Here is a 19,780-nt window from a genome sequence, read left to right on the forward strand (position 1 = left end):
TTATTTAGTCTCACGCTTCATCGTCATTGGAAGGGTCGTATTGGCATCGTAACGGCCTTTGCAATCTGCAATCCCGCTCACGCCTTGTTTGCAGACGATCTCAGGCATTTGATATTTTGAACCATCACTGCACTGCGCCCTATAGCGGCTATTGATTACCAAATTGCCTGACTTCATTACACCAGCAGTGATATTTGCGCGGCAAGTCACGTTATCCCCGTGGGTGATTTTCACCGTACCTTTACCGTTTTTAATTTGATACTTCAGGCTGGGTGCTTTACCGGTTTGGGCGGTTTTAATATCCGGGCTGACACGCCAGTTTCCATTAAGGAATGTAGTCGATCCCACTTTGACGGCATCTGAAGGGAGTATCAGCGCACTTTTGCTCTCAACGGTGGTCGGCAATGCGACGGCGGTTGGTTCCGCGATAGCTGATGCAGGCACGACGGTGGCATTATTCAACGGCAGTTGTGATGCAATTGTGGGCTGGATAATTTGAGCAACAGGTGCAGTGGTTACCGGTGCAAGGTCTTTAACTGACAGGGTTCTATCTTCAGTGGCTGATTTATCTTCTAGGACAGTGGGCTTAACATCTGGGGCGGCAGCGGCATTTTCCGGCATTCCACCACTGAATTGCACTATCAAGGCGATGATTAGCGCCAACACCGGTAACATCCAGCTAAATCGTAGCCAACGTGTTGGTTTTTTTACTGCTTTTGATGGCGGGGTGACCTCTGCGACAGGCTCCGGCAGGGGGGGCAGCAACGTAGTTTCGGCCTGAGGTGCTAACTCACTGACAGCAGCGGCAGGCGGCGTGGGCATTGGGGCCGCAATGGTAGCGATAATAGGTTCAATCGGCTCGTAAACTTCGGTGGTCTGGCGCAGACAATCGAGTGGGTCAGTGCGTGTTTTTTTATCCGGGCTGACAAATCCCCAAAAGGTCAGTACTGGCTTGCCTGCCACTAAATAAACGTGATTTTGATCGGGGAATTGCATTGTTTTGGCCAACAGTACGCCAAATAGCTGCTGTGCGGCGTTATCTGATTTTTGCGCCCGCTGACACAAGTCATTGGCACTTGCCAGACAGGCTGACAACTGCTTAACCGCTGCCTTGCGCTCAACACTGCTGGCTGCCAGCCATGAGGTCACTTTGCCTTCAATGGGGGCATACCAATCTATGCGGTCGCCGCGTTCATTAAGTTGAGGTATGGCCAGACAGTCAGCAATATGTTGCTGTTTTTTAAGGCGTAATGCCTCTCTTATCTGCCGTGCAGAGGCATAAACCGGTTGCCCGTTTTCGCCTAACGCCAGAATGTCGTCCAAACTACCACTGCGTAAAAATGATTTTGCCACGCAAAAGAGACCTTTATAGTGTTGCCCAAGGCAGAAAATAATGTGTTATCTGCGACAACCTATACTTTAGTGTTGGTGAAGGGGAATCAAACGACGGAATAAGTGGCAAAATGTCCTCTTGTTTTCAATGAATGGAGGTTTTTGGTGTAACGCGTGTTTGGATATTTGACCTGTAACGGCAAAATGTTCATTACAGGGCACATTACGTCGATGGACAGTAAAACCGTGTTTTTTACTATGTTTCTGCGTCGGTTAATTGAGTAAGCTAAGCACCGCCTTTACGCGTATTGAAAGGAGATATCTTGAATCAATCACAAAATACCATTCACCTATCAGCCAGCGAAGCGATTGATAGGCTTGAGACGCTATACGAGTCAGCACTTGCGGCATTGCGTGATGCCATTAGCGCTTTTATTCGCGATGGCGCTCTGCCGGATGTTGGTGAAAGGGCTAAGGGTTTGTTTTCATATCCGCAGCTCAGCGTCAGTTGGGACGGAAGATTCCGCGACCACCAGCGTACCCGTGCTTATGGGCGTTTCTCACGGACCGGGCAATACAGTACTACTGTTACTCGGCCGACATTGTTTCGGGACTATCTGACAGAGCAACTCACCTTGCTTGAAAGTGAGTACGGCGCGGTGTTTGAAGTGACACCGTCACAACAAGAAATGCCATATCCTTTTGTGATCGACGGTTCTGACCTCATTCTCGACCGGTCAATGACGGCGGGCCTTGCTCAGCACTTCCCAACCACGGATTTGGCAAAAATCGGTGATGGCATTACTGATGGTATTGATACTGCCACCGCTGATTTTCCCTTATCGCATTTCGATGCCTTGCGGACTGATTTTTCACTGGCGCGGCTAAAACATTACACCGGCACCCCCGCAGAACATATTCAGCCTTATATCCTTTTCACTAACTACAGCCGCTATGTTGATGAGTTTGTCAGTTGGGCTTGTGAGCAGATTCTCGACTCCGCCAGCCCTTATAAAGCCTTATCCTGTGCCGGTGGCAGCTACATAACGGCTGAAAATGCTGATCCTGAAAAGACCACCTCTGATCTGGCATGGAAAAAACATCAGATGCCGGCCTATCACTTAATTGCAGAAGGGGGTCATGGCATTACTTTGGTGAATATTGGCGTCGGCCCATCCAATGCCAAAACTATTTGTGATCATCTGGCGGTACTGCGGCCTCATGCATGGTTGATGATTGGGCACTGTGGTGGATTGCGTGAAAGTCAGGCCATCGGCGATTATGTGCTGGCTCATGCCTATCTGCGTGATGATCATGTGTTGGATGCGGTGTTGCCGCCAGATATCCCGATCCCAAGTATTGCTGAGGTACAGCGGGCATTGTACGACGCCACCAAAGCGGTGAGTGGCATGCCAGGCGTTGAAGTCAAACAGCGGTTGCGCACTGGGACGGTAGTCACTTCTGATGACCGTAACTGGGAGTTGCGTTTTTCTGCGTCAGCACTGCGTTTTAGCTTAAGCCGCGCAGTTGCCGTCGATATGGAAAGTGCCACCATTGCAGCTCAAGGTTATCGCTTCCGAGTGCCTTATGGCACATTGCTCTGTGTTTCAGATAAACCGTTACATGGCGAAATCAAGTTGCCGGGGCAAGCTAACCATTTCTATGAAGGTGCTATTTCTGAGCATTTGCAGATTGGTATTCGGGCAATAGATTTATTGCGCGCGGAGGGTGATCAACTGCATTCACGCAAACTGCGCACCTTTAACGAGCCGCCGTTCCGCTAATCTAATCGCGCCATAAACCGGCAAAGTATCAATCGATGTTTTGCCGGTTATGCTCGATGACCATCTTAATAAAATTGTCCCGCACCAAATCAGGAATAGTATTATTCCAAGCGATACCCACTTGCCAACTGAGGGTGTCACCGCTGAGCGCAATAATATTCATCGTCGGGGGCGCGATATGCACCACACTCTGCGGCAGTAATGCCACGCCGAGACCGGCAATCACCAGTGCGAGTATGGTTTGAATATCCTCAACTTCTTGCATCGCTGGCACGTAGAGTTGATTTGACTGTAAGAACAGGTCAATTTGTGCATTTAGCCCGCGCCCACGCTCGGTATATAAACGCAGTAACGGCAGATGTTTTAACCATTCGTCGAGTGTTAGTGCCTTATCTTGCGGGGTTACCAGCACCAGGCGATCGTCAAATAAGGGATGATAATGTAACGGCGCCTTGGGCGGCACTCGAACAAATCCTATTTGCAGTTCACCGTGGGTTAATAATGCATATTGCTGTGCCGAGGGGATATCCTCCAACGTAATGGCAATGCCAGGGAACTGCTCTCTGAATTTGGCGATACAGTGCGGAGCAGTATAGAAAGTCGACAATCCAAAACCTATCGATATAAACCCTTCAATGCCCTTGGCCACTCTGGCGGCATGTTGTAGAAAAAAATTAGACTGATTAATCACTTTCTCCGCCTCTGCCAGCAACTGTTGGCCGCCAGGGGTCAGTAGCGCACCATGACGCCCGCGTGAGAACAGATGAAGATTTAGCATCGATTCCAATAAGTTAATCTGCTTAGACAGGGCCGGTTGCGTGATACAAAGCGCCTGTGCAGCTTCATTGTAATTGCTTTTCTGTGCCAGCATAACAAAGGCTTTTAGCAACTTAATATTCACTGTTTCATTCCAATTGGTAATCGATAAAGGAAAATCATTCATTATAAAGTTATCAATACGGCTGCTGTAATGCCAATGATAAAAATCAGCGGTAGATGCCCTAGGAGGATAATGTGACTGAATTACCATTGATAACAGCAGCAACAGTGCAGTTCCAGCATCAGGCCAATAACAAACAATATAATCTGTTGGTTATTGAGAAGTTTATCGAGCAGGCAGCCCTGCAAAACATCAAAATATTAGCCTTTCCAGAGATGTGTATCACTGGATACTGGCATGTCCCTAAGTTGACTGCGGTGCAAGTCAATGCACTGGCGGAATCGATAGGAAACAGTCCATCAATCGCCTTGGTTCGTGCGTTAGCAGTTAAATATCAAATGCTTATTGGTGTGGGTCTGATTGAGCGGGCAGATGACGGGCGACTCTATAACGCCTATGTTGCTTGCATGCCTGATGGCACCTGGCACACTCATCGCAAATTGCATGCTTTTGAGCATCCAACCATTAGCAGCGGCGATTCTTACACCGTGTTTGACACCCCTTGGGGGGTCAAAGTGGGCATACTTATCTGCTGGGATAACAATTTGGTGGAGAATGTTCGCGCTACCACCTTACTGGGCGCGGATATATTATTGGCACCACACCAAACCGGTGGAACTCACTCCCGTAGCCCTTATGGCATGAAGCCCATTCCACTCGAACTGTGGCAACAACGTGTTGAACGAAAAGAAGAAATAACCGCGGCAATTCGTGGCATCAATGGCCGGGAATGGCTGATGCGCTGGTTACCAGCCCGGGCACATGATAATGGTTTATTTATTCTGTTCAGTAATGGTATTGGGGCCGATGATGATGAAGTGCGCACCGGTAATGCGATGATACTGGACCCGTATGGTCGCATCATCAATGAAACCTGGGAGGCCGCCGACATGATGGTGTGCGCTGAGCTGGATCTCTCCTTGATCCCACTCAGTACTGGACGGCGCTGGATCTATGGTCGCCGCCCTGAGTTATATACCATTTTGACTGAGCGGCAAGGTTATGAACGGGATGCTATTTCAGCACGTTTTTCCGAGGATGCTCCAGTCCTGAAAAACAGATAGCTGACAGCCAATTTTACAGTCAATACTGGTAAGGCAGGGACTGAAAACACCTGCCTGTATTACCGGCGAATGCCGGTGCCAATGCTGATACTCGATACTCCGCCCGAACCCCCACTCACGCCGACATGACCGGTATTTGCACAGGCAATCAGCAATAGTGTAATCATCACCATGATTAACTTTTTCATTCGGTTTCCTTAGGTTCGCTAGCACGCTACGCGCGCAGAGACAGGAAGGGTAGCTTGCCTGTCTCGGATACTGCCCGATAAGTTATATCAAATAGTATATAGCTAAAGCGGGTTGTCTATGGTTTTCATCTGACAACTGAATAGGTCGCAGAGAGAGTCATATACAGCGTAAATGTATGGCAGTGATAGCTGATTCAACCTGATTGGTAACAGTATCTGTTTAATAATCAGATCAACACTTTTGCAACACTCAATCAAGAGACTCGCCTATGCACTTTACTCAAGCCATTGCCAGACTGCCGGCGGCTACCTGTGGTAGCGGCCAGACCACGTCCCAATTGGGCGCCCCAGATATTGCTGTGACGGGTCACCAATTTTTGGCCTACGTTGATACCTTGCTCCGTCTTGGCCTGAAAGTGACTATTTTACCGGCAGCACCGGCATTCCCTGATGCGCACTTTGTTGAGGATACTGCCGTCGTCATGCCGGAACTGGCGGTGATAACCCACCCTGGGGCACCCAGCCGCCAAGGCGAAGTGGCGACTATCGAGCCGCTATTTACCGACCGTCCGGTCTTTCGAATGAGCGAGCAAGGCCATCTTGATGGGGGTGATGTGCTGTTGGTGGATAAACAATTTTTTATCGGCCTGACTTCACGCACTGATGAAGTCGGGATCAGCGAGTTTACTGCCGCGGTCGCGCGCTATGGCTATCGGGTAACGCCAATAGCAGTGAGTGCGGGGTTACACCTGAAGTCGATTGTTAACTATGTTGGGCGTAACACCTTGTTGCTGACCGAGGATTATCAGCACCATCCTGCGTTTTCTCGGTTTAATACCATTGTTATTCCTGAAGATGAGTCTTACGCCGGTAATACTTTGTGGATCAATGATACGTTGATTACACCGCAAGGGTATCCTTACACGTTGGCGCAAATTGAAAAGCTGGGAATGCCAATTATTCTACTTGATACCAGTGAATTTAAAAAAATGGATGGCGGCTTGACCTGCCTCTCGCTTCGTTTCTAATCTTTGCGGTTTCTATTACTTGCCAACATTGGGATCTTAACCATGAAAAAGACATTAGCTGCAATATTGACCGGCCTGATACTTTCCGCGCCCGTGGCGGCTCAGACCATTGACACTATTAGCTTTGGTGTAGACGGGGGTTATCCACCTTTTGATGTTCTTTCTCCCAGTGGCGAGATCACCGGCTTTGATATCGATATCGCGAATGCCTTGTGTGAAAACCTGCATGCGAAGTGTGTATTCGTTAAACAACCGTTTGAAAGCATGATCGCGGCACTTAATGCCCGTAAGTTCGATGCAATTATTGCGTCGCTGACCATTACTGAAGAGCGCAAAAAAGAAGTGGATTTCACGGATCGATACTATCGCAGTGCCGCACAATTGGTGGCGCGCAAAGGCAGTCCGCTGTTACCGGACACCGCCAGCTTGAAAGGCAAAACCGTGGGTGTGCAAACCGGCTCAATCCATGAGACCTATGCGAAAAAACACTGGGGTGGACAAGGGGTGAAAATCGTCTCTTATGCTAATCAGGACAATGTCTATCTGGATCTGCTGTCTGGGCGCATCAACGCCTCGCTACAAGATAACATTCAGGCTGCCAGTAGCTTTATTGATACCCCGCGTGGGCAGAAATTTGCTTTTGCCGGGCCAGTTATCCAAGACGAAACTATCTCATCTGATGTGGGTATCGCCGTCGGTAAAGATAATCCAGCGTTACGCGATGCATTGAATGGAGCAATTAAGGCGATCCGTGCTGACGGTACTTATGACGCCATTCAGAAAAAATATTTCAGTTTCGATATTTACGGCAACTGAGTGCTCCACCATTTTTTGTGATGTAAACCCGCCGGGCCGATGACTAACGCGCCCGGCACCGGTTTTTCAGCGACAGGGGGCCAATAATGGTAGCCGAATATTTGCCTTTACTGGCACAGGGGGCGGGGTTGTCACTGTGTGTGATGCTGCTGTCACTCGCGGTGGCACTGGTACTTGGGTTGATCAATGCGGTTATCAAACTGTTTGGTCCGCGCTGGTTGCGCTGGATATCAACCGGATACACCACGTTGGTGCGAGGGATTCCTGAACTGGTGATTATGTTGCTGCTATTTTTCGGTGGCGAAATGCTGGTGAATGGGTTCCTCAGTTTATTGGGCGTGGGGCCGGTTCGCTTCAACACTTTTATCTCTGGCGTGTTGGCCATTGGTATTGTATTCGGCGCTTACTACACTGAAACCTTCCGGGGCGCATTTCAAACCGTTGATCGTGGTCAGTTGGAGGCCGCAATAGCTTACGGTATGAGTCCTGCTCAGGTATTCCGGCGCATTATGTTGCCACAGATGCTCAGTTTTGCCATTCCGGGGATCAATAACAACTGGCTTGGTTTAATGAAAGCGTCGGCGTTGATATCCATTCTGGGCTTGGAAGATATGGTGTGGCTGGCTGAACAGGCAGGGCGGGCGACACAAAAACCGTTCTTGTTTTACTTCCTGGTGGCGATGATTTACATGGTCATCACCGCGCTTTCTAGTTGGGGATTCAGTCTGCTTTCACGGCGCTATGCGCTGTCAACCTCTAGTGCAGCGAGGCAAGGATGAATCTGCAAACCATGCTGGAGGCTGCACCGACATTTTTGTATAGCGACGGGTCGGATGTTACCGGGTTGGCCATGACCGCTAAGCTGTTTTTACTGTCCGTGGTGCCGGGTTTATTATTGGCACTACTGATGGCAGTTGGGCAAGCTTTTGGCCCACGGCCGCTCTCTTGGTTCATCCGCAGCGTAACTTATTTTTTCCGTAGCACGCCGCTCTATCTGCAATTAATGCTGATCTACTACGGTTTGTCACAGTTTGACATCGTGCAGTTGGGTTGGCAGGACGACCAACCGTTCTGGCTGCTGTTCCGTGATGCCACTTTCTGTGCCACGCTCGCGCTGGTGCTGAATACCAGTGCTTATGTGGCAGAATTATTGGCGGGAATGATGGTGACGTTTCCACGTCAGGAGTGGGTGGCTGGCGAAGCTTTTGGCATGAGCCAGTGGCAGATTATTCGCCGGTTGGTACTGCCCGCAACATTGCGGCGCGGTATCCCAGCGCTGAATAACGAGATGGTATTCCTGCTACACGCCACCTCGCTTGCCAGTACCGTAACGCTATTGGATATTACCGGCGTGGCGCGCTCGTTCTATGCGGCAACCTATTCCCCGTTCATCCCGTTCCTGATGGCGGCGGCGCTCTATCTGTTATGCACTTTTATGCTGATTTACCTATTTTCACGTGCAGAACGGCGCTGGCTGGCTTTTGCCCGTCACGATTAAGTATCCCGTGCGGGCACTGCGGATTTAAGTGCGTTTGATGGTTTGTAATTCCGTCAGGGTGACAATTTTATCGACCCGGAATTTTTTACTGGTCAGCCAACTATCAGCCAGTAACCGGTAGTGTTCCATGTTACGACAGCCAATGCGCACCAGGAAGTCGAAGCTGCCACCGACCAACCAACAGTCCAGCACCTCCGGCGTTTTGCATACTTCCTGTTCGAATGCCGCCTGCGAGTGCCCATGGTCGGCCAGTGCAATTTGTGCTTGTATAACAAAAGCATGCGCAGGTTCCGGCAACTCAATAATCGCGCTGTAACCGCGGATAATACCGGCACGCTCCAGTAGCCGTACGCGCTCCAGACAAGGGCGAGCGGTAAGGTTTACCTGTTCAGAGAGCTTTTGATAAGAGATGCGACCATCCTGGCTCAGTATTTCAAGGATTTTTTTGTCAATTCGGTCAAGCCGGGCTTTCTTTTCCACAGATAGGACGTCCAATGAAAATCAATAATCATAAGTTACCTGAACATGCCCTAGGTGGGCAGCGTCAATTAACCAGCTTTCATTTCGGCCAGCAAGGTTTTGGTGAGAAAATCTATCTACAAGCTGGCCTGCATGCTGATGAACTGCCCGGCATGCTGGTATTACATTATCTTAAAAGATTACTGAGTCAGGCGGAACGGCGCGGTGAAATTCAGAGCGAAATAATTATTGTGCCGCTTGCCAACCCGGTAGGTATTGCGCAAGTGCTCCTTAATAGTGGTATCGGCCGTTTTGATCTGGGCAGTGGCCGCAATTTCAACCGTGACTTCCCTGATCTGGCGCAAGGGGTACAAACGCGGCTGGCATCGCGGCCGCTCACTGATAGTGTTGGTATACAGCAACAAGTGCGAGTTGCCATGGTTGAGGCATTGCAGGATTTGCCTGCCAGCAGTGAAGTTGCAGCGCTGCGCCAACACTTATTAAGACTGGCTTGTGATGCGGACCTGGTGCTGGATCTGCATTGTGATGATCACGCTATTTTGCACATGTACGCTGATCCTGCCTGGCGTGAACCCGCCGAAACCTTGGCACGGTTCTTAGATATTGGCACCGTATTACTGTCGCAAGATAGCGGTGGTGGATCCTTTGATGAGGCTTGCGGCTTGCCATGGCACCGGTTAGCGGCGCACTATCCGGCGTTAAAGCTTGAACCGGGTTGCATGGCGGTGACGCTAGAATTACGGGGTCAACAGGATGTTAGCCACGCGTTGGCCAGTGCTGATGCCGAGCGTCTTTATCACTATTTGCAGTACCGTGGCGCAGTCAAAGGGCAATCTTTGGTTATTCCGCAGCGGGAAGTCACCCTGTTGCCGTTTACGGCGGGTGAGATAGTGACAGCACCTGCCAGTGGCATTCTGCTGTTATTACGCCAGCCGGGTGAATGGGTTGGGAAAGATGAAGTGGTAGCTGAAATTATTGATCCGCTCACCGATACGGTAAAAGCGGTTCGCGCTCAGGCTGGCGGCATTATCTACGCCAGTCGGCGGGCACCTTTTGTCACGTTGGGGGCAGAAGTGATGAAAATTGCAGGCAAAACCCCCTACGCAGGTGGCGGGGGGTTAGCGTTGTGATGTTATAGCGCAGCACGATTAATGTTACACACTCAGTTCACGTAACAGGGGGAAAGCCTGTTGGGTCTGTTGTTCGCTGACGACGAACGCGCGTAATTGCTGTGAGTTATCAGTGCCACGCGCCACTATCCCCTGCGCTGTCAGGCATATTTCCCAGTGGAGATCCTCGCGGTTGGTTTCGCCAGCGAAATAGAGCGGTAGATCAGGTGTTTTGACTTTAACTAACATCGGCGGCAGGGTGAGACACGCGGCTCCCCCTAGAATATTTTTTGCCAGTGTCATGGCTCCCACTAATATGGGCTGCAAAAATGGCAGTACTTTCCCCTCGACCTCGGCACAATCACCCACGGCAAAGATATCTGGATCAACCGTTTGCAACTGATTATTGACCTTAATACCACGCCCAATATCGAGACCTGCGGCAGCGGCGAGGGCAGTTTCCGGCATTAAACCAATCGCGGCAATAACAGCATCAACGGTATACGTTTGACCCGCGCGAAGTTCTACTCGCAAGCCGTTGGTGACTTTTGTCACACTGAGCAATTCATTATTAAACACCAAAGTAACACCACTTTGGCTGAGGCGCTGTTGTAAGCGGCTACTGATCTCCACTGGTATCACAGAGGCTAGCAAACTGTGTGCCTTATCCACCAGAATCACCTGCTTACCAGAACGCTGTAGGTCCATTGCCAACTCCGTCCCGATTAACCCGCCGCCCAGCACTAAAACACGCGATGCCTTTTGCAACCTATCTTGATGTTGCCGGTATTCATTTTGGCTATTAAATGTAACGATCATCTCGCTACCGGGCACGGTCGGAACCAGTGCAGACGCCCCGGTAGCCAGCACTAATTTATGGTAATTAAATCCCCGATCACCACAAAAAACGCGTTTAGTGTGCCGCTCAATGGCGGTGACCAACATCGCTGTATGCAAAGTAAGATTATTCTCTTCTGCAAACTTCTCGGCCGACAACCGGGTGAGATCGTCAGCGCTCTGCTGAAGACTAAATACATGACTTAAATCAGGTTTATTATAATCCACGCCACTGTCAGCGGCGATCATCTGGATTGGCACTTGTGGGTTAAGTTTACGGATGTTTTTAACCACTTGGCGGGCGGCAAAACCTGAACCCACAATAATAATGTTATCTGTCATAACATGCTCCATTACAGTGGATCGAACACAGATTTGCCCAAGCCACACTCTGGGCAGAGGAAGAAGTCGGGGACATTTTCCCAACAGGTTCCCGGCTTAACCTCTTGAAGAGGCTCACCCAGTGCTGGGTCATATATCCACTGGCAAACACTGCATTGCATTGAAATACCCAGATTCTGTTTCTCGGCGCGGGCCTTTTCTTGAGTGAGGGCGATAACGTCGTCAACCTCAGATAAATGGGGGGTCTCCAATGGATGAAGTGCCCATTCACGGGCAATTTTACGCCCATGTTCACGGCACTCTGCTAAAGCATCAGTATCAGGCCGCCATTTCATTTTTAAGGAGAGGGAGATATCAAACCCGGCATCCATCAGGCGAGTTTGAATGCGGTCAACCGCACCGCCAGTCCAGCCAAAGCTGCCAAATGCCGCAGCTTTTTTGTTACGGAAACGTAATCCGGCCAGTTCTTCGAGCATCCCGGCGATTTTTGGCATCATGACGTTGTTCATGGTGGAAGAACCCACTAAAACGCCTTTAGAACGGAAGACCTGGGTGAGGATTTCATTTTTGTCATGGCGGGCAATGTTGTAGATCTTCACTGCCACACCGGGGTCGGTATCGTGAATACCCTGAGCAATAGCATCGGCCATCATGCGGGTATTATTTGACATGGTGTCATAGAAAATGGTTATCCGGTCTTCCTGATAATCTGCCGCCCAAGCCAGATATTGCGTGACAATTTGGGTTGGATTATCGCGCCATACCACGCCATGGGAGGTGGCAATCATTGATACTGGCAGATTGAAACCAAGAATTTCATTGATTTTTGGTGTTACCAAGCGGCTGAAAGGGGTCAAAATGTTGGCATAATAGCGAGCGCACTGTTCATAAAGTTCGGTCTGATCGACCTCGTCATTAAACAGATGCTCATCACAGTAGTGCTGACCGAAAGCATCATTACTGAACAACACGGCATCACCCGTGATGTAAGTCATCATGCTGTCAGGCCAGTGCAGCATCGGCGTTTCAACAAAGATCAATTGCTTACCGTTGCCGATATCTAAGGTATCGCCTGTTTTAACTGTAATGAAATTCCATTCAGGATGATGATGATGTCCGTTGATTGAGTCGATAGCATTGGCGGTGCAATAAATCGGAGTGTTGGGGATACGCGCCATTAACTCGGTTAATGCGCCGGCATGGTCTTCTTCTGCATGATTGATAACAATATAGTCGAGCGCATTTAAGTCGATCTCCCGTGCTAAATTGGCAACAAAATCTCGATCAAATTTCTGATCAACTGTATCGATCAGAATGTTCTTTTCTTCGCAGATTAAATAGCTGTTGTAACTGGTCCCTTTCAGGGTTTTGTACTCAGTACCATGGAAATCACGCACTTCCCAATCACGTTGCCCAACCCATTTGATATTATTCTTAACTTGAATCGCCATGAACCGTTCCTCAACTAAAATAAATGATTTACCTCACCTTAGAGAGCAAATAGCGTGCCATGATTTATAGTATTGATTTTAATCATATAAAAATTAAAGTTAGTCATTATGACATTGATGTGTCATTGTCATAATGACTAACACTATGTCGGAATGACAGAATATGAGTTTATCCATTCAGTCACTGGCCAAAATAGCCATTGAGCTACAGGGCGGCTTATCAGGGCAAGATCGTTTTCAGACGTTAGTCAGTAGCTTGCGGCAATTACTGCAATGCGATGCCTCGGCACTTTTACGTTATGAACATCAATTGTTCCGCCCCTTGGCCATTGATGGTTTATCGCCTGATGTGTTGGGGCGGCGTTTTTCGTTGTCATCCCATCCGCGATTAGAGGCCATTGCCCGGGCAGGGAATGTGGTCCGTTTCCCGACTGACAGCCATCTGCCTGATCCCTATGACGGCCTGATCCCGGGCCATGATGAGCTAAAAGTCCATGCCTGTATTGGTCTGCCCTTGTTTGCTGATCAAACACTTATTGGTGCATTAACTTTCGACAGTATGAACCCGCTGCAATTTGATGGATTCAGTGATGAAGAGCTTAAACTGATTGGCGTATTAGCGGCCTCGGCATTGAATAATGCACTTTTAGTCGATGTGTTGGAGAAGCAAGCGCTCCCTACGGTTAGTTCATTAAGCATCCAAAAACAAGCCACACCAAGCTCGGAAGACGAGATGATTGGCCTGTCACCGTTGATACTGCAACTAAAACATGAGATAGGGGTGGTAGCAGGTTCAGAACTGAATGTGCTAATCACCGGAGAGACGGGGGTAGGTAAAGAGTTGGTTGCTCAGGCAATTCATCATTTATCACCCAGAGCTGCGAAGGCATTAATCTATTTAAACTGTGCCGCCTTGCCCGAGAATGTGGCGGAGAGCGAATTATTTGGCCATGTGAAGGGGGCTTTCACCGGTGCAATACATGACCGAACCGGTAAGTTCGAAATTGCCGACAATGGCACACTATTTCTTGATGAGATAGGCGAGCTTTCTTTGGTACTTCAGGCCAAATTACTCCGTGTTATTCAGTACGGCGACTTACAGCGCGTCGGTGACGACAGTACCAAGCGGGTGAATGTGCGTATTATTGCTGCTACCAATTGTGATCTTAAACAAGCAGTTATCGAAGGGCACTTTCGCGTTGATCTGTTTCACCGTTTGAGTGTATTCCCGTTACATGTTCCACCGTTACGGGAACGGAAAGGGGATATTGTCCTGTTAGCAGGATTTTTTGTGGAGCGGATAAGAAAGAAACTGGGGCTTCAGCAGTTGGGCATCCCGGCAACCACACTAACCTTGCTAGAGAATTACAGTTGGCCCGGAAATGTGCGTGAATTGGAACATGCTATTTATCGTGCTGCGGTATTAGCGCGTGCCTCACAACCGGCGACAGAATCTGCGCAACTGCATGCTGACTTATTTAATATTACAGTCACCACTATATCGGGTATTTCACCGATATCAGTCAGTGAGGACCAAGGTAGCGCGCCTGTAGACCTGCAAGCGGCGACCCGTGATTTTCAGCGGCAGGTTATCATGCAGGTTCTTCAGGAGCATGGGATGAATTGGTCGGCATCTGCTCGTGCGCTAAACCTTGACGCAGGCAACCTCCATCGTCTTGCCAAACGGCTCGGCATAAAACGATAGGAGGCCGCCGTCACCAACAGTCCATTTTATCCAACGGTTAGTGACGTGCCTGGGTAAATGAGCATTAACCGGATAAGGAATCAGGATTTTCGGCAATGAAACGTTCGGCATCCTCAACCATCGAAGAGGTGCCGACAAAGAAGGGGACTCGTTGATGTAATTGCTCTGGTGGAATATCCAGAATACGATTTTTCCCCTTTTGTGATTATGCATCTTCAAATATGACAATTCCCTCTTCCTCAGAAGCGATACCTGCCACTTCCCCACGAGCGTTTTCATGATACGGTCCCTGAATCTACAGTAGTCATCAGTCCTCTGATGTCAGCTCGGTCAATTTTTCTGCCGGTTTCTTTTGACCAAGTGGGTTATTCCCCCAGCACTGTTCATATTTCCAACCTGTCAGTTCTTCAATCGTTGCGCGGGGGCCAGCAGCAATGTCAGCTATCGCACCACCGGCCTTAATCCGGGCAATTTCTTCCAACAGAACCATATGACTCTTTCTGTCGAGTTTCATCTGTGTGGTATAAAAAATTGCCACTAATGCCAGTGCGGTTACACCGATAGCAAAGACGCCAACAATCGCCTGAACCGCGGTTTCTGGTTGCACCGACTGACCAGAGACAAAGCCAAATCTGCTGAGTGTCCAGCCCATCGCAAACACAATAACCGAACGAACCATTTTGCCAGCGAATGTCATTGCACCCGCATATAGACCCTCACGCCGACGCCCCGTGAGAACTTCATCTACATCAGCGAGGAAGGTATAAACGGTCCAGGGAATATAATAAATACCGCCGGTACTCAGACCAAAAACAACGGTGATTGCGAATAATACAATGACAGTGGTCGTGTCAGACCAACCGGTAAAATAGAGCGCGGCATAGGCAAAAACACTGACAATCACCACCTGCAATGCAATACGGAAAGGACGGGCGAAGCCCATTTTCACACAGATGCCGATAAAGAATGCGGTCGAGATCAGTTGCATAATCGAACTGAAGCTATTGAGTTGCGACACCAGAACAGCACTTTGGCGTAAACCGAAAATGATAAAGTAGGTGAATGAGGAAGCGAATAACCACTCGGCACCAAATCCAAATAGATACATCCCTAAATGTTTACGGAAAATACGGAGCCGAAATGTTGACGCCATATCAATACACATTTTTTTCAGCGCCTGAAACAAACTACTGGTGGTCTCTTTGACCACTTCACTGGCCGGGCGCTCCCAAGAAGAAACGTACAGGAAGATCATGGCACAACACATGATAGCTCCATATGCGATGCCGGTATAAAGGAAGGGGGCCGGAGAATCCTTGCCATAGAGCGCAATAAATTGCCCTGGAATAAAGGCCGCCATAAAGTTGGCAACTTTTCCGAATATCGCTTTTGATCCCGTCAACTTGGAGCGCTTAGCAAAATCGGTTGTCATCTCTGTGGCTAGCGTTTCGTATGGCACCATGATCGAGGTGTAGATCAATTCAAACATGGCATAGGTTATCAAGTAGTACCAAAAGCCAAAACCACTCACCCAAAGTAGGGGATAGAACAAGACCAGCGGAGTACCGATGAGGATAAAGAAGCGACGACGACCAAACATGCGGCCAAGGCGGGTGTTATAAAAGTTATCGGTGATGTAGCCCATGATAGGGTTACTGATGGCATCAAGAATGCTGGCTAGAGAGAATATGGCGGCAGCCTCAACGACAGAAAGTCCACAAAACGTGGTATAGAAATACATAAGCCACGCGCCACTGATCGCCAATGCACCACTGCCCAACAGGTTTGCACTGCCGTATGCAACCGTGTGCCTGATGGTTATTTTCTTTTCCATTTGCATCCCTTCATTTAAATGAAACAATGTTTCATATTTATCGATCTTGCGTTTTTTTATAATCCTCTTGCTGTGTTTAAAATGAGATCACGATCACGATCTGGTGGGTTGTATGAAAAAAAACGCATTTTTTATGAATAAATATCTATATCTGAATCTCGCTAGAAGAGTTTCTGTGGCTTGCGGGCGGGGAAGGTGTCGCTCAATAATCATAAGCATTATGCAGAGTTACTGTTTTTGTGATCCACATCACAAAAATATTGAAATGCTGTTTTAAAAACGGTAAGCTTTATTTAGTGATACAGATCACACAAATAAATCTCAACGCTCTCAGAGGAACAGCCAATGAAACACTTAAATGACATCAGTAAATTGTTTGAAAAACTGGGCGATGCTTACGATGATTTCTGCCAGCGTATTGGCTCTATTGTTTCTCCATTTTGATGGGGTACAGTAGCTGTAGTCACTCGAGTTAGAAAAAGGCGTAAACAGAGTTTATCGCCTTTTACTAGTCGAATTGACTTGATCGCTTATGAGCTATAAGTGATCGAAATCTGATGCGTCGTGGCGCTCAGGCAACTGCTCATTTGGTTCTCCCCAGGTCCGATTGACGATACGCCCCCGTTGCACGGCTGGTCGTTTCGCAATATTCTCCGTCCAACGTATCAAGTGGGTATAGGATTTAACATCCAGGAATTCCCCGGCTTCATATTGCAAGCCTAAAACCAAATTGCCATACCACGGCCAGATGGCGATATCGGCAATCGAATATTCATCCCCTGCAATATACTCATGTGTTTTGAGCTGAGTATTGAGCAAATCAAGCTGGCGTTTAGCTTCCATGGTAAAACGGTCAATTGCGTATTCGATTTTTACCGGTGCGTAATGATAAAAATGACCAAAACCCCCGCCTAAATAAGGTGCCGCGCCCTGTAGCCAGAATAACCAGTTCAGTGCTTCCGTTCTCTGTGCGTGATCTTTTGGCAGGAAATGGCCGAACTTATCCGCCAGATAAAGCAAAATAGCACCGGACTCAAAAACTCTCACCGGAGTCGGCGTTGAGTGATCCATCAGCGCGGGGATTTTTGAATTAGGATTCACTGCGACAAAACCACTTGAGAACTGGTCGCCTTCACTTATTCGAATCAAGTGGGCATCGTACTCTGCGCCTTTCTCGCCCAGCGCCAATAACTCCTCCAGCAGAATAGTGACCTTCTGGCCGTTGGGTGTCGCCATGGAGTAAAGCTGTAACGGATGTTTGCCAACAGGCAGGACCGCTTCATGACGTGCACCTGCCGTTGGGCGGTTGATTTTGGACCATACACCGCCACTCTCGTTATTTTCCGTCCAGACCTTTGGAGGCTGGTATTCGTTATCTTTCATCATTGATTACCTTATTTCAGAATGAATACGAACTTAATAATACGCATAGTGATTATGCATCAATAATAAAAGATAACAGGGATAATATTTGTTGTTAAGCGGCAGGCATGGACCGGGCACAGTTGGCAGTAGGCCAAAAGAGCATTACCAGTAAGCATGAGGTCACTCAAATTTCATACAGTACCTTTGATGCTTCTTCAACTTGCCGCTCCAGCAGTTTTAGCGTTTTTGATAATACGTTTTCTTGTTCTTTGAACCAGTTATCTTTATCGGACAAAGAGGTGACAAGCTGCCAAGAGTCTTCATCCTCTAATGCTTCCAGTTCACGCAACATCACGTCAATTTGATCTCTGACCTGCTTAATTTTTCTGCGCAGCCGTTCAAGATCGTCAATACAATCACTTGCCATTAGCGGTTCAAACCCACGTTTTAAACTCTCGAGTAACGCGTTAATTGCGGGGAAATCTCCCCGTTGGCGGGCTTGATTGAGCTGGACCATCAGTTGATGTGCTTTCTCTTTAAATTCATCGGCGACTAAATCTGGATGGCAGAGTCGACTGGCTTGCCGCCACAGGCGTTTTAGTTCTTGGCGCTGATCAACTGAGAGTTTTTGTTCATTACTATGCCGCTGTTCGGCATCTTTTTGCTGCTCCTGATAGCTCTCGTACTTCTCTTTCGCTTCTTCCCGAGCTTTACGGGTTGACTCAGTATTGCGGGTACAAAAACCCTTTTCCAGCTCTTTAATTTCCGCCAGCAGTGCGGCGATTAAATCCGTTTGCTGCTGAATCTGTTGTCGTATCTCAATGGTTTCACTCGACATAGCAGAGAGCGCTAACCAGCGCTGTTTTAACGCGGCAAGTTCATCAATGGCTTGAGATATATACTGCTGGCAGTTGCGATAATCGCGTTCCCTGCGCCGGGCTTCGGCCTCTGCTTTACGCAGAGTACATTCCGCCAACTGTTTACGTAACTGGAGGATTTTATTCATCAATGGGCCAAGGCGCACCAGATAGAGATCATTAAAGTCATCCAGCAACTGAACCCGCTCGTTACGTTTATCGATTAACTCGCGTAACTGTTCCTCCAGTGCTTTTAGCTCCATTTTACAGGCGGCCAATTCAAGGTCTTGCCACTGGGTAACCGCTTGTTTACTCGCCAGCCAGGCTGCAATTGCGTCTAGCGCATGCGTAAATTTCCCTTGTTCAATTTCCATGGCAATAAAAGCCAGCACCGCGTCCTGGGATTCGCTTTTAAGATAAGGCAGTTGTTGTCGGATAATATCCTCATCTTCAAGCTCAATAGCACTTTTAATGATCTCCAGCCGTTTAATGAGTTTTTTCATAAATATTGGATTTGCTGATAGCGTAGACAGGATAGCGACATACTAAACAACAGGTGCAAATTGTTCCAGATTAATAAGAATTTTCTCATTAGAATGGCCCGTTTCATGCCATAAAAGTGACTTTCTTATCATCCAGACCCAATGAGCGGCCAGGGGACATGACTTTCAACACAAAAATTGTAATCGGTGACGATGAAAACAGATATGGTAAAACGAATATATAATTGACTTTAACGCCAAGACTTCTAAGATAACCTCAGTATTCAGTCTTGGAGATCCCATGATTACACTCACGCCATTACAGCTTTTCAAAAATCTGTCCGACGAAACACGTCTGAATATCATCCTGCTGTTGCGAGAGTCGGGCGAGCTATGTGTTTGCGAGCTTTGTGACACATTGGATGAGTCTCAACCCAAGATCTCCAGACACTTAGCAATGCTGAGAGAATCTGGACTTTTACTCGATCGCCGTGCAGGGAAGTGGATTCACTATCGTCTGTCACCACATATCCCAGCTTGGGCGGCCACGGTGATTGAGCAGGCCTATCTTAGCCAACGAGATAAAATCGTTTTGCTGGCGAGCGGTAATGTAGCCTCGGGCGGTAAGGCAATTTGCCGCTAATACAGTAAAAATTTGCCTAATCATA

The 19,780-nt window shown here is 48.3% G+C and carries 17 protein-coding genes and 1 pseudogene; 9 read left to right on the plus strand and 9 right to left on the minus strand.

Annotated features, from left to right (window positions below; all coding sequences use genetic code 11):
• The gene (locus A6J66_005410; protein ID PNM23684.1) at positions 1-1,323 is read right to left on the minus strand and encodes a virulence factor; all 1,323 of its coding nucleotides are present in this window, start codon (positions 1,321-1,323) and stop codon (positions 1-3) included.
• 332 nt (positions 1,324-1,655) lie between these two features.
• On the opposite strand from A6J66_005410, the gene A6J66_005415 reads away from it, so the two are divergent.
• The gene (locus A6J66_005415) at positions 1,656-3,116 is read left to right on the plus strand and encodes an AMP nucleosidase (GenBank protein PNM23685.1); all 1,461 of its coding nucleotides are present in this window, start codon (positions 1,656-1,658) and stop codon (positions 3,114-3,116) included.
• Between the two features lie 28 nt (positions 3,117-3,144).
• On the opposite strand, the gene A6J66_005420 is transcribed toward A6J66_005415, so the two are convergent.
• Complete coding sequence (locus tag A6J66_005420) at positions 3,145-4,017, minus strand: LysR family transcriptional regulator (protein ID PNM26904.1); 873 nt, start codon at positions 4,015-4,017, stop codon at positions 3,145-3,147.
• 113 nt (positions 4,018-4,130) lie between these two features.
• Between A6J66_005420 and A6J66_005425 the strand changes: the two genes are divergently transcribed.
• From A6J66_005425 to A6J66_005445, 5 genes are all read left to right on the plus strand, one after another.
• Positions 4,131-5,120 carry an acyltransferase gene (locus A6J66_005425; protein ID PNM23686.1) on the plus strand — a complete coding sequence of 330 codons (990 nt, stop codon included), beginning with the start codon at positions 4,131-4,133 and terminating at the stop codon, positions 5,118-5,120.
• A 457-nt stretch (positions 5,121-5,577) separates the two neighbouring features.
• On the plus strand, positions 5,578-6,336 hold the full coding sequence (locus A6J66_005430) for an amidinotransferase (GenBank protein PNM23687.1): 759 nt from the start codon (positions 5,578-5,580) through the stop codon (positions 6,334-6,336).
• Between the two features lie 42 nt (positions 6,337-6,378).
• On the plus strand, positions 6,379-7,152 hold the full coding sequence (locus A6J66_005435) for an ABC transporter substrate-binding protein (GenBank protein PNM23688.1): 774 nt from the start codon (positions 6,379-6,381) through the stop codon (positions 7,150-7,152).
• Between the two features lie 86 nt (positions 7,153-7,238).
• Entirely contained in the window at positions 7,239-7,931 is a 693-nt protein-coding gene (locus tag A6J66_005440) for an ABC transporter (GenBank protein ID PNM23689.1), read from the plus strand.
• Positions 7,928-8,650 carry a polar amino acid ABC transporter permease gene (locus A6J66_005445; GenBank protein ID PNM23690.1) on the plus strand — a complete coding sequence of 241 codons (723 nt, stop codon included), beginning with the start codon at positions 7,928-7,930 and terminating at the stop codon, positions 8,648-8,650. Before A6J66_005440 ends, A6J66_005445 begins: the two co-directional genes overlap by 4 nt.
• Positions 8,651-8,674: 24 nt before the next feature.
• On the opposite strand, the gene A6J66_005450 is transcribed toward A6J66_005445, so the two are convergent.
• Entirely contained in the window at positions 8,675-9,130 is a 456-nt protein-coding gene (locus tag A6J66_005450) for an Lrp/AsnC family transcriptional regulator (GenBank protein PNM23691.1), read from the minus strand.
• A 14-nt stretch (positions 9,131-9,144) separates the two neighbouring features.
• On the opposite strand from A6J66_005450, the gene A6J66_005455 reads away from it, so the two are divergent.
• Positions 9,145-10,260: a succinylglutamate desuccinylase gene (locus A6J66_005455; protein ID PNM23692.1), complete on the plus strand. Its 1,116-nt coding sequence runs from the start codon at positions 9,145-9,147 to the stop codon at positions 10,258-10,260.
• Positions 10,261-10,284: 24 nt separating this feature from the next.
• Here the strand turns inward: A6J66_005455 and A6J66_005460 are convergent, their stop codons facing one another.
• Entirely contained in the window at positions 10,285-11,418 is a 1,134-nt protein-coding gene (locus A6J66_005460; GenBank protein PNM23693.1) for an NADH:flavorubredoxin reductase NorW, read from the minus strand.
• 11 nt (positions 11,419-11,429) lie between these two features.
• The gene (locus A6J66_005465; protein ID PNM23694.1) at positions 11,430-12,869 is read right to left on the minus strand and encodes an anaerobic nitric oxide reductase flavorubredoxin; all 1,440 of its coding nucleotides are present in this window, start codon (positions 12,867-12,869) and stop codon (positions 11,430-11,432) included.
• A 163-nt stretch (positions 12,870-13,032) separates the two neighbouring features.
• Between A6J66_005465 and A6J66_005470 the strand changes: the two genes are divergently transcribed.
• Entirely contained in the window at positions 13,033-14,574 is a 1,542-nt protein-coding gene (locus A6J66_005470; GenBank protein PNM23695.1) for a nitric oxide reductase transcriptional regulator NorR, read from the plus strand.
• 64 nt (positions 14,575-14,638) lie between these two features.
• Here A6J66_005470 and A6J66_005475 read toward each other — a convergent pair.
• From A6J66_005475 to A6J66_005490, 4 genes and pseudogenes are all read right to left on the minus strand, one after another.
• Positions 14,639-14,770: pseudogene (locus A6J66_005475) on the minus strand (fructose-bisphosphatase class I).
• 111 nt (positions 14,771-14,881) lie between these two features.
• A complete protein-coding gene (locus tag A6J66_005480; protein PNM23696.1) occupies positions 14,882-16,408 on the minus strand; it encodes an MFS transporter in 1,527 nt (508 codons plus the stop codon).
• A gap of 537 nt (positions 16,409-16,945) precedes the next feature.
• Complete coding sequence (locus A6J66_005485; protein PNM23697.1) at positions 16,946-17,791, minus strand: glutathione-dependent disulfide-bond oxidoreductase; 846 nt, start codon at positions 17,789-17,791, stop codon at positions 16,946-16,948.
• Between the two features lie 166 nt (positions 17,792-17,957).
• Entirely contained in the window at positions 17,958-19,133 is a 1,176-nt protein-coding gene (locus tag A6J66_005490) for a DNA repair protein (protein PNM23698.1), read from the minus strand.
• A gap of 280 nt (positions 19,134-19,413) precedes the next feature.
• Here A6J66_005490 and A6J66_005495 point away from each other — a divergent pair, with 280 nt between their 5' ends.
• On the plus strand, positions 19,414-19,755 hold the full coding sequence (locus A6J66_005495) for a transcriptional regulator (GenBank protein ID PNM23699.1): 342 nt from the start codon (positions 19,414-19,416) through the stop codon (positions 19,753-19,755).
• Positions 19,756-19,780: the final 25 nt, after the last annotated feature.

This window comes from Yersinia enterocolitica (assembly GCA_002082245.2).
GTDB classification, from domain to species: domain Bacteria; phylum Pseudomonadota; class Gammaproteobacteria; order Enterobacterales; family Enterobacteriaceae; genus Yersinia; species Yersinia enterocolitica_E.

Coding starts and splice junctions, on each gene's coding strand:
- A6J66_005430 (PNM23687.1), top strand. CDS start 5,578: ATGCACTTTACTCAAGCCATTGCCAGACTGCCGGCGGCTACCTGTGGT.
- A6J66_005435 (PNM23688.1), top strand. CDS start 6,379: ATGAAAAAGACATTAGCTGCAATATTGACCGGCCTGATACTTTCCGCG.
- A6J66_005440 (PNM23689.1), top strand. CDS start 7,239: ATGGTAGCCGAATATTTGCCTTTACTGGCACAGGGGGCGGGGTTGTCA.
- A6J66_005445 (PNM23690.1), top strand. CDS start 7,928: ATGAATCTGCAAACCATGCTGGAGGCTGCACCGACATTTTTGTATAGC.
- A6J66_005455 (PNM23692.1), top strand. CDS start 9,145: ATGAAAATCAATAATCATAAGTTACCTGAACATGCCCTAGGTGGGCAG.
- A6J66_005460 (PNM23693.1), bottom strand. CDS start 11,418: ATGACAGATAACATTATTATTGTGGGTTCAGGTTTTGCCGCCCGCCAA.
- A6J66_005465 (PNM23694.1), bottom strand. CDS start 12,869: ATGGCGATTCAAGTTAAGAATAATATCAAATGGGTTGGGCAACGTGAT.
- A6J66_005470 (PNM23695.1), top strand. CDS start 13,033: ATGAGTTTATCCATTCAGTCACTGGCCAAAATAGCCATTGAGCTACAG.
- A6J66_005480 (PNM23696.1), bottom strand. CDS start 16,408: ATGGAAAAGAAAATAACCATCAGGCACACGGTTGCATACGGCAGTGCA.
- A6J66_005485 (PNM23697.1), bottom strand. CDS start 17,791: ATGAAAGATAACGAATACCAGCCTCCAAAGGTCTGGACGGAAAATAAC.
- A6J66_005490 (PNM23698.1), bottom strand. CDS start 19,133: ATGAAAAAACTCATTAAACGGCTGGAGATCATTAAAAGTGCTATTGAG.
- A6J66_005495 (PNM23699.1), top strand. CDS start 19,414: ATGATTACACTCACGCCATTACAGCTTTTCAAAAATCTGTCCGACGAA.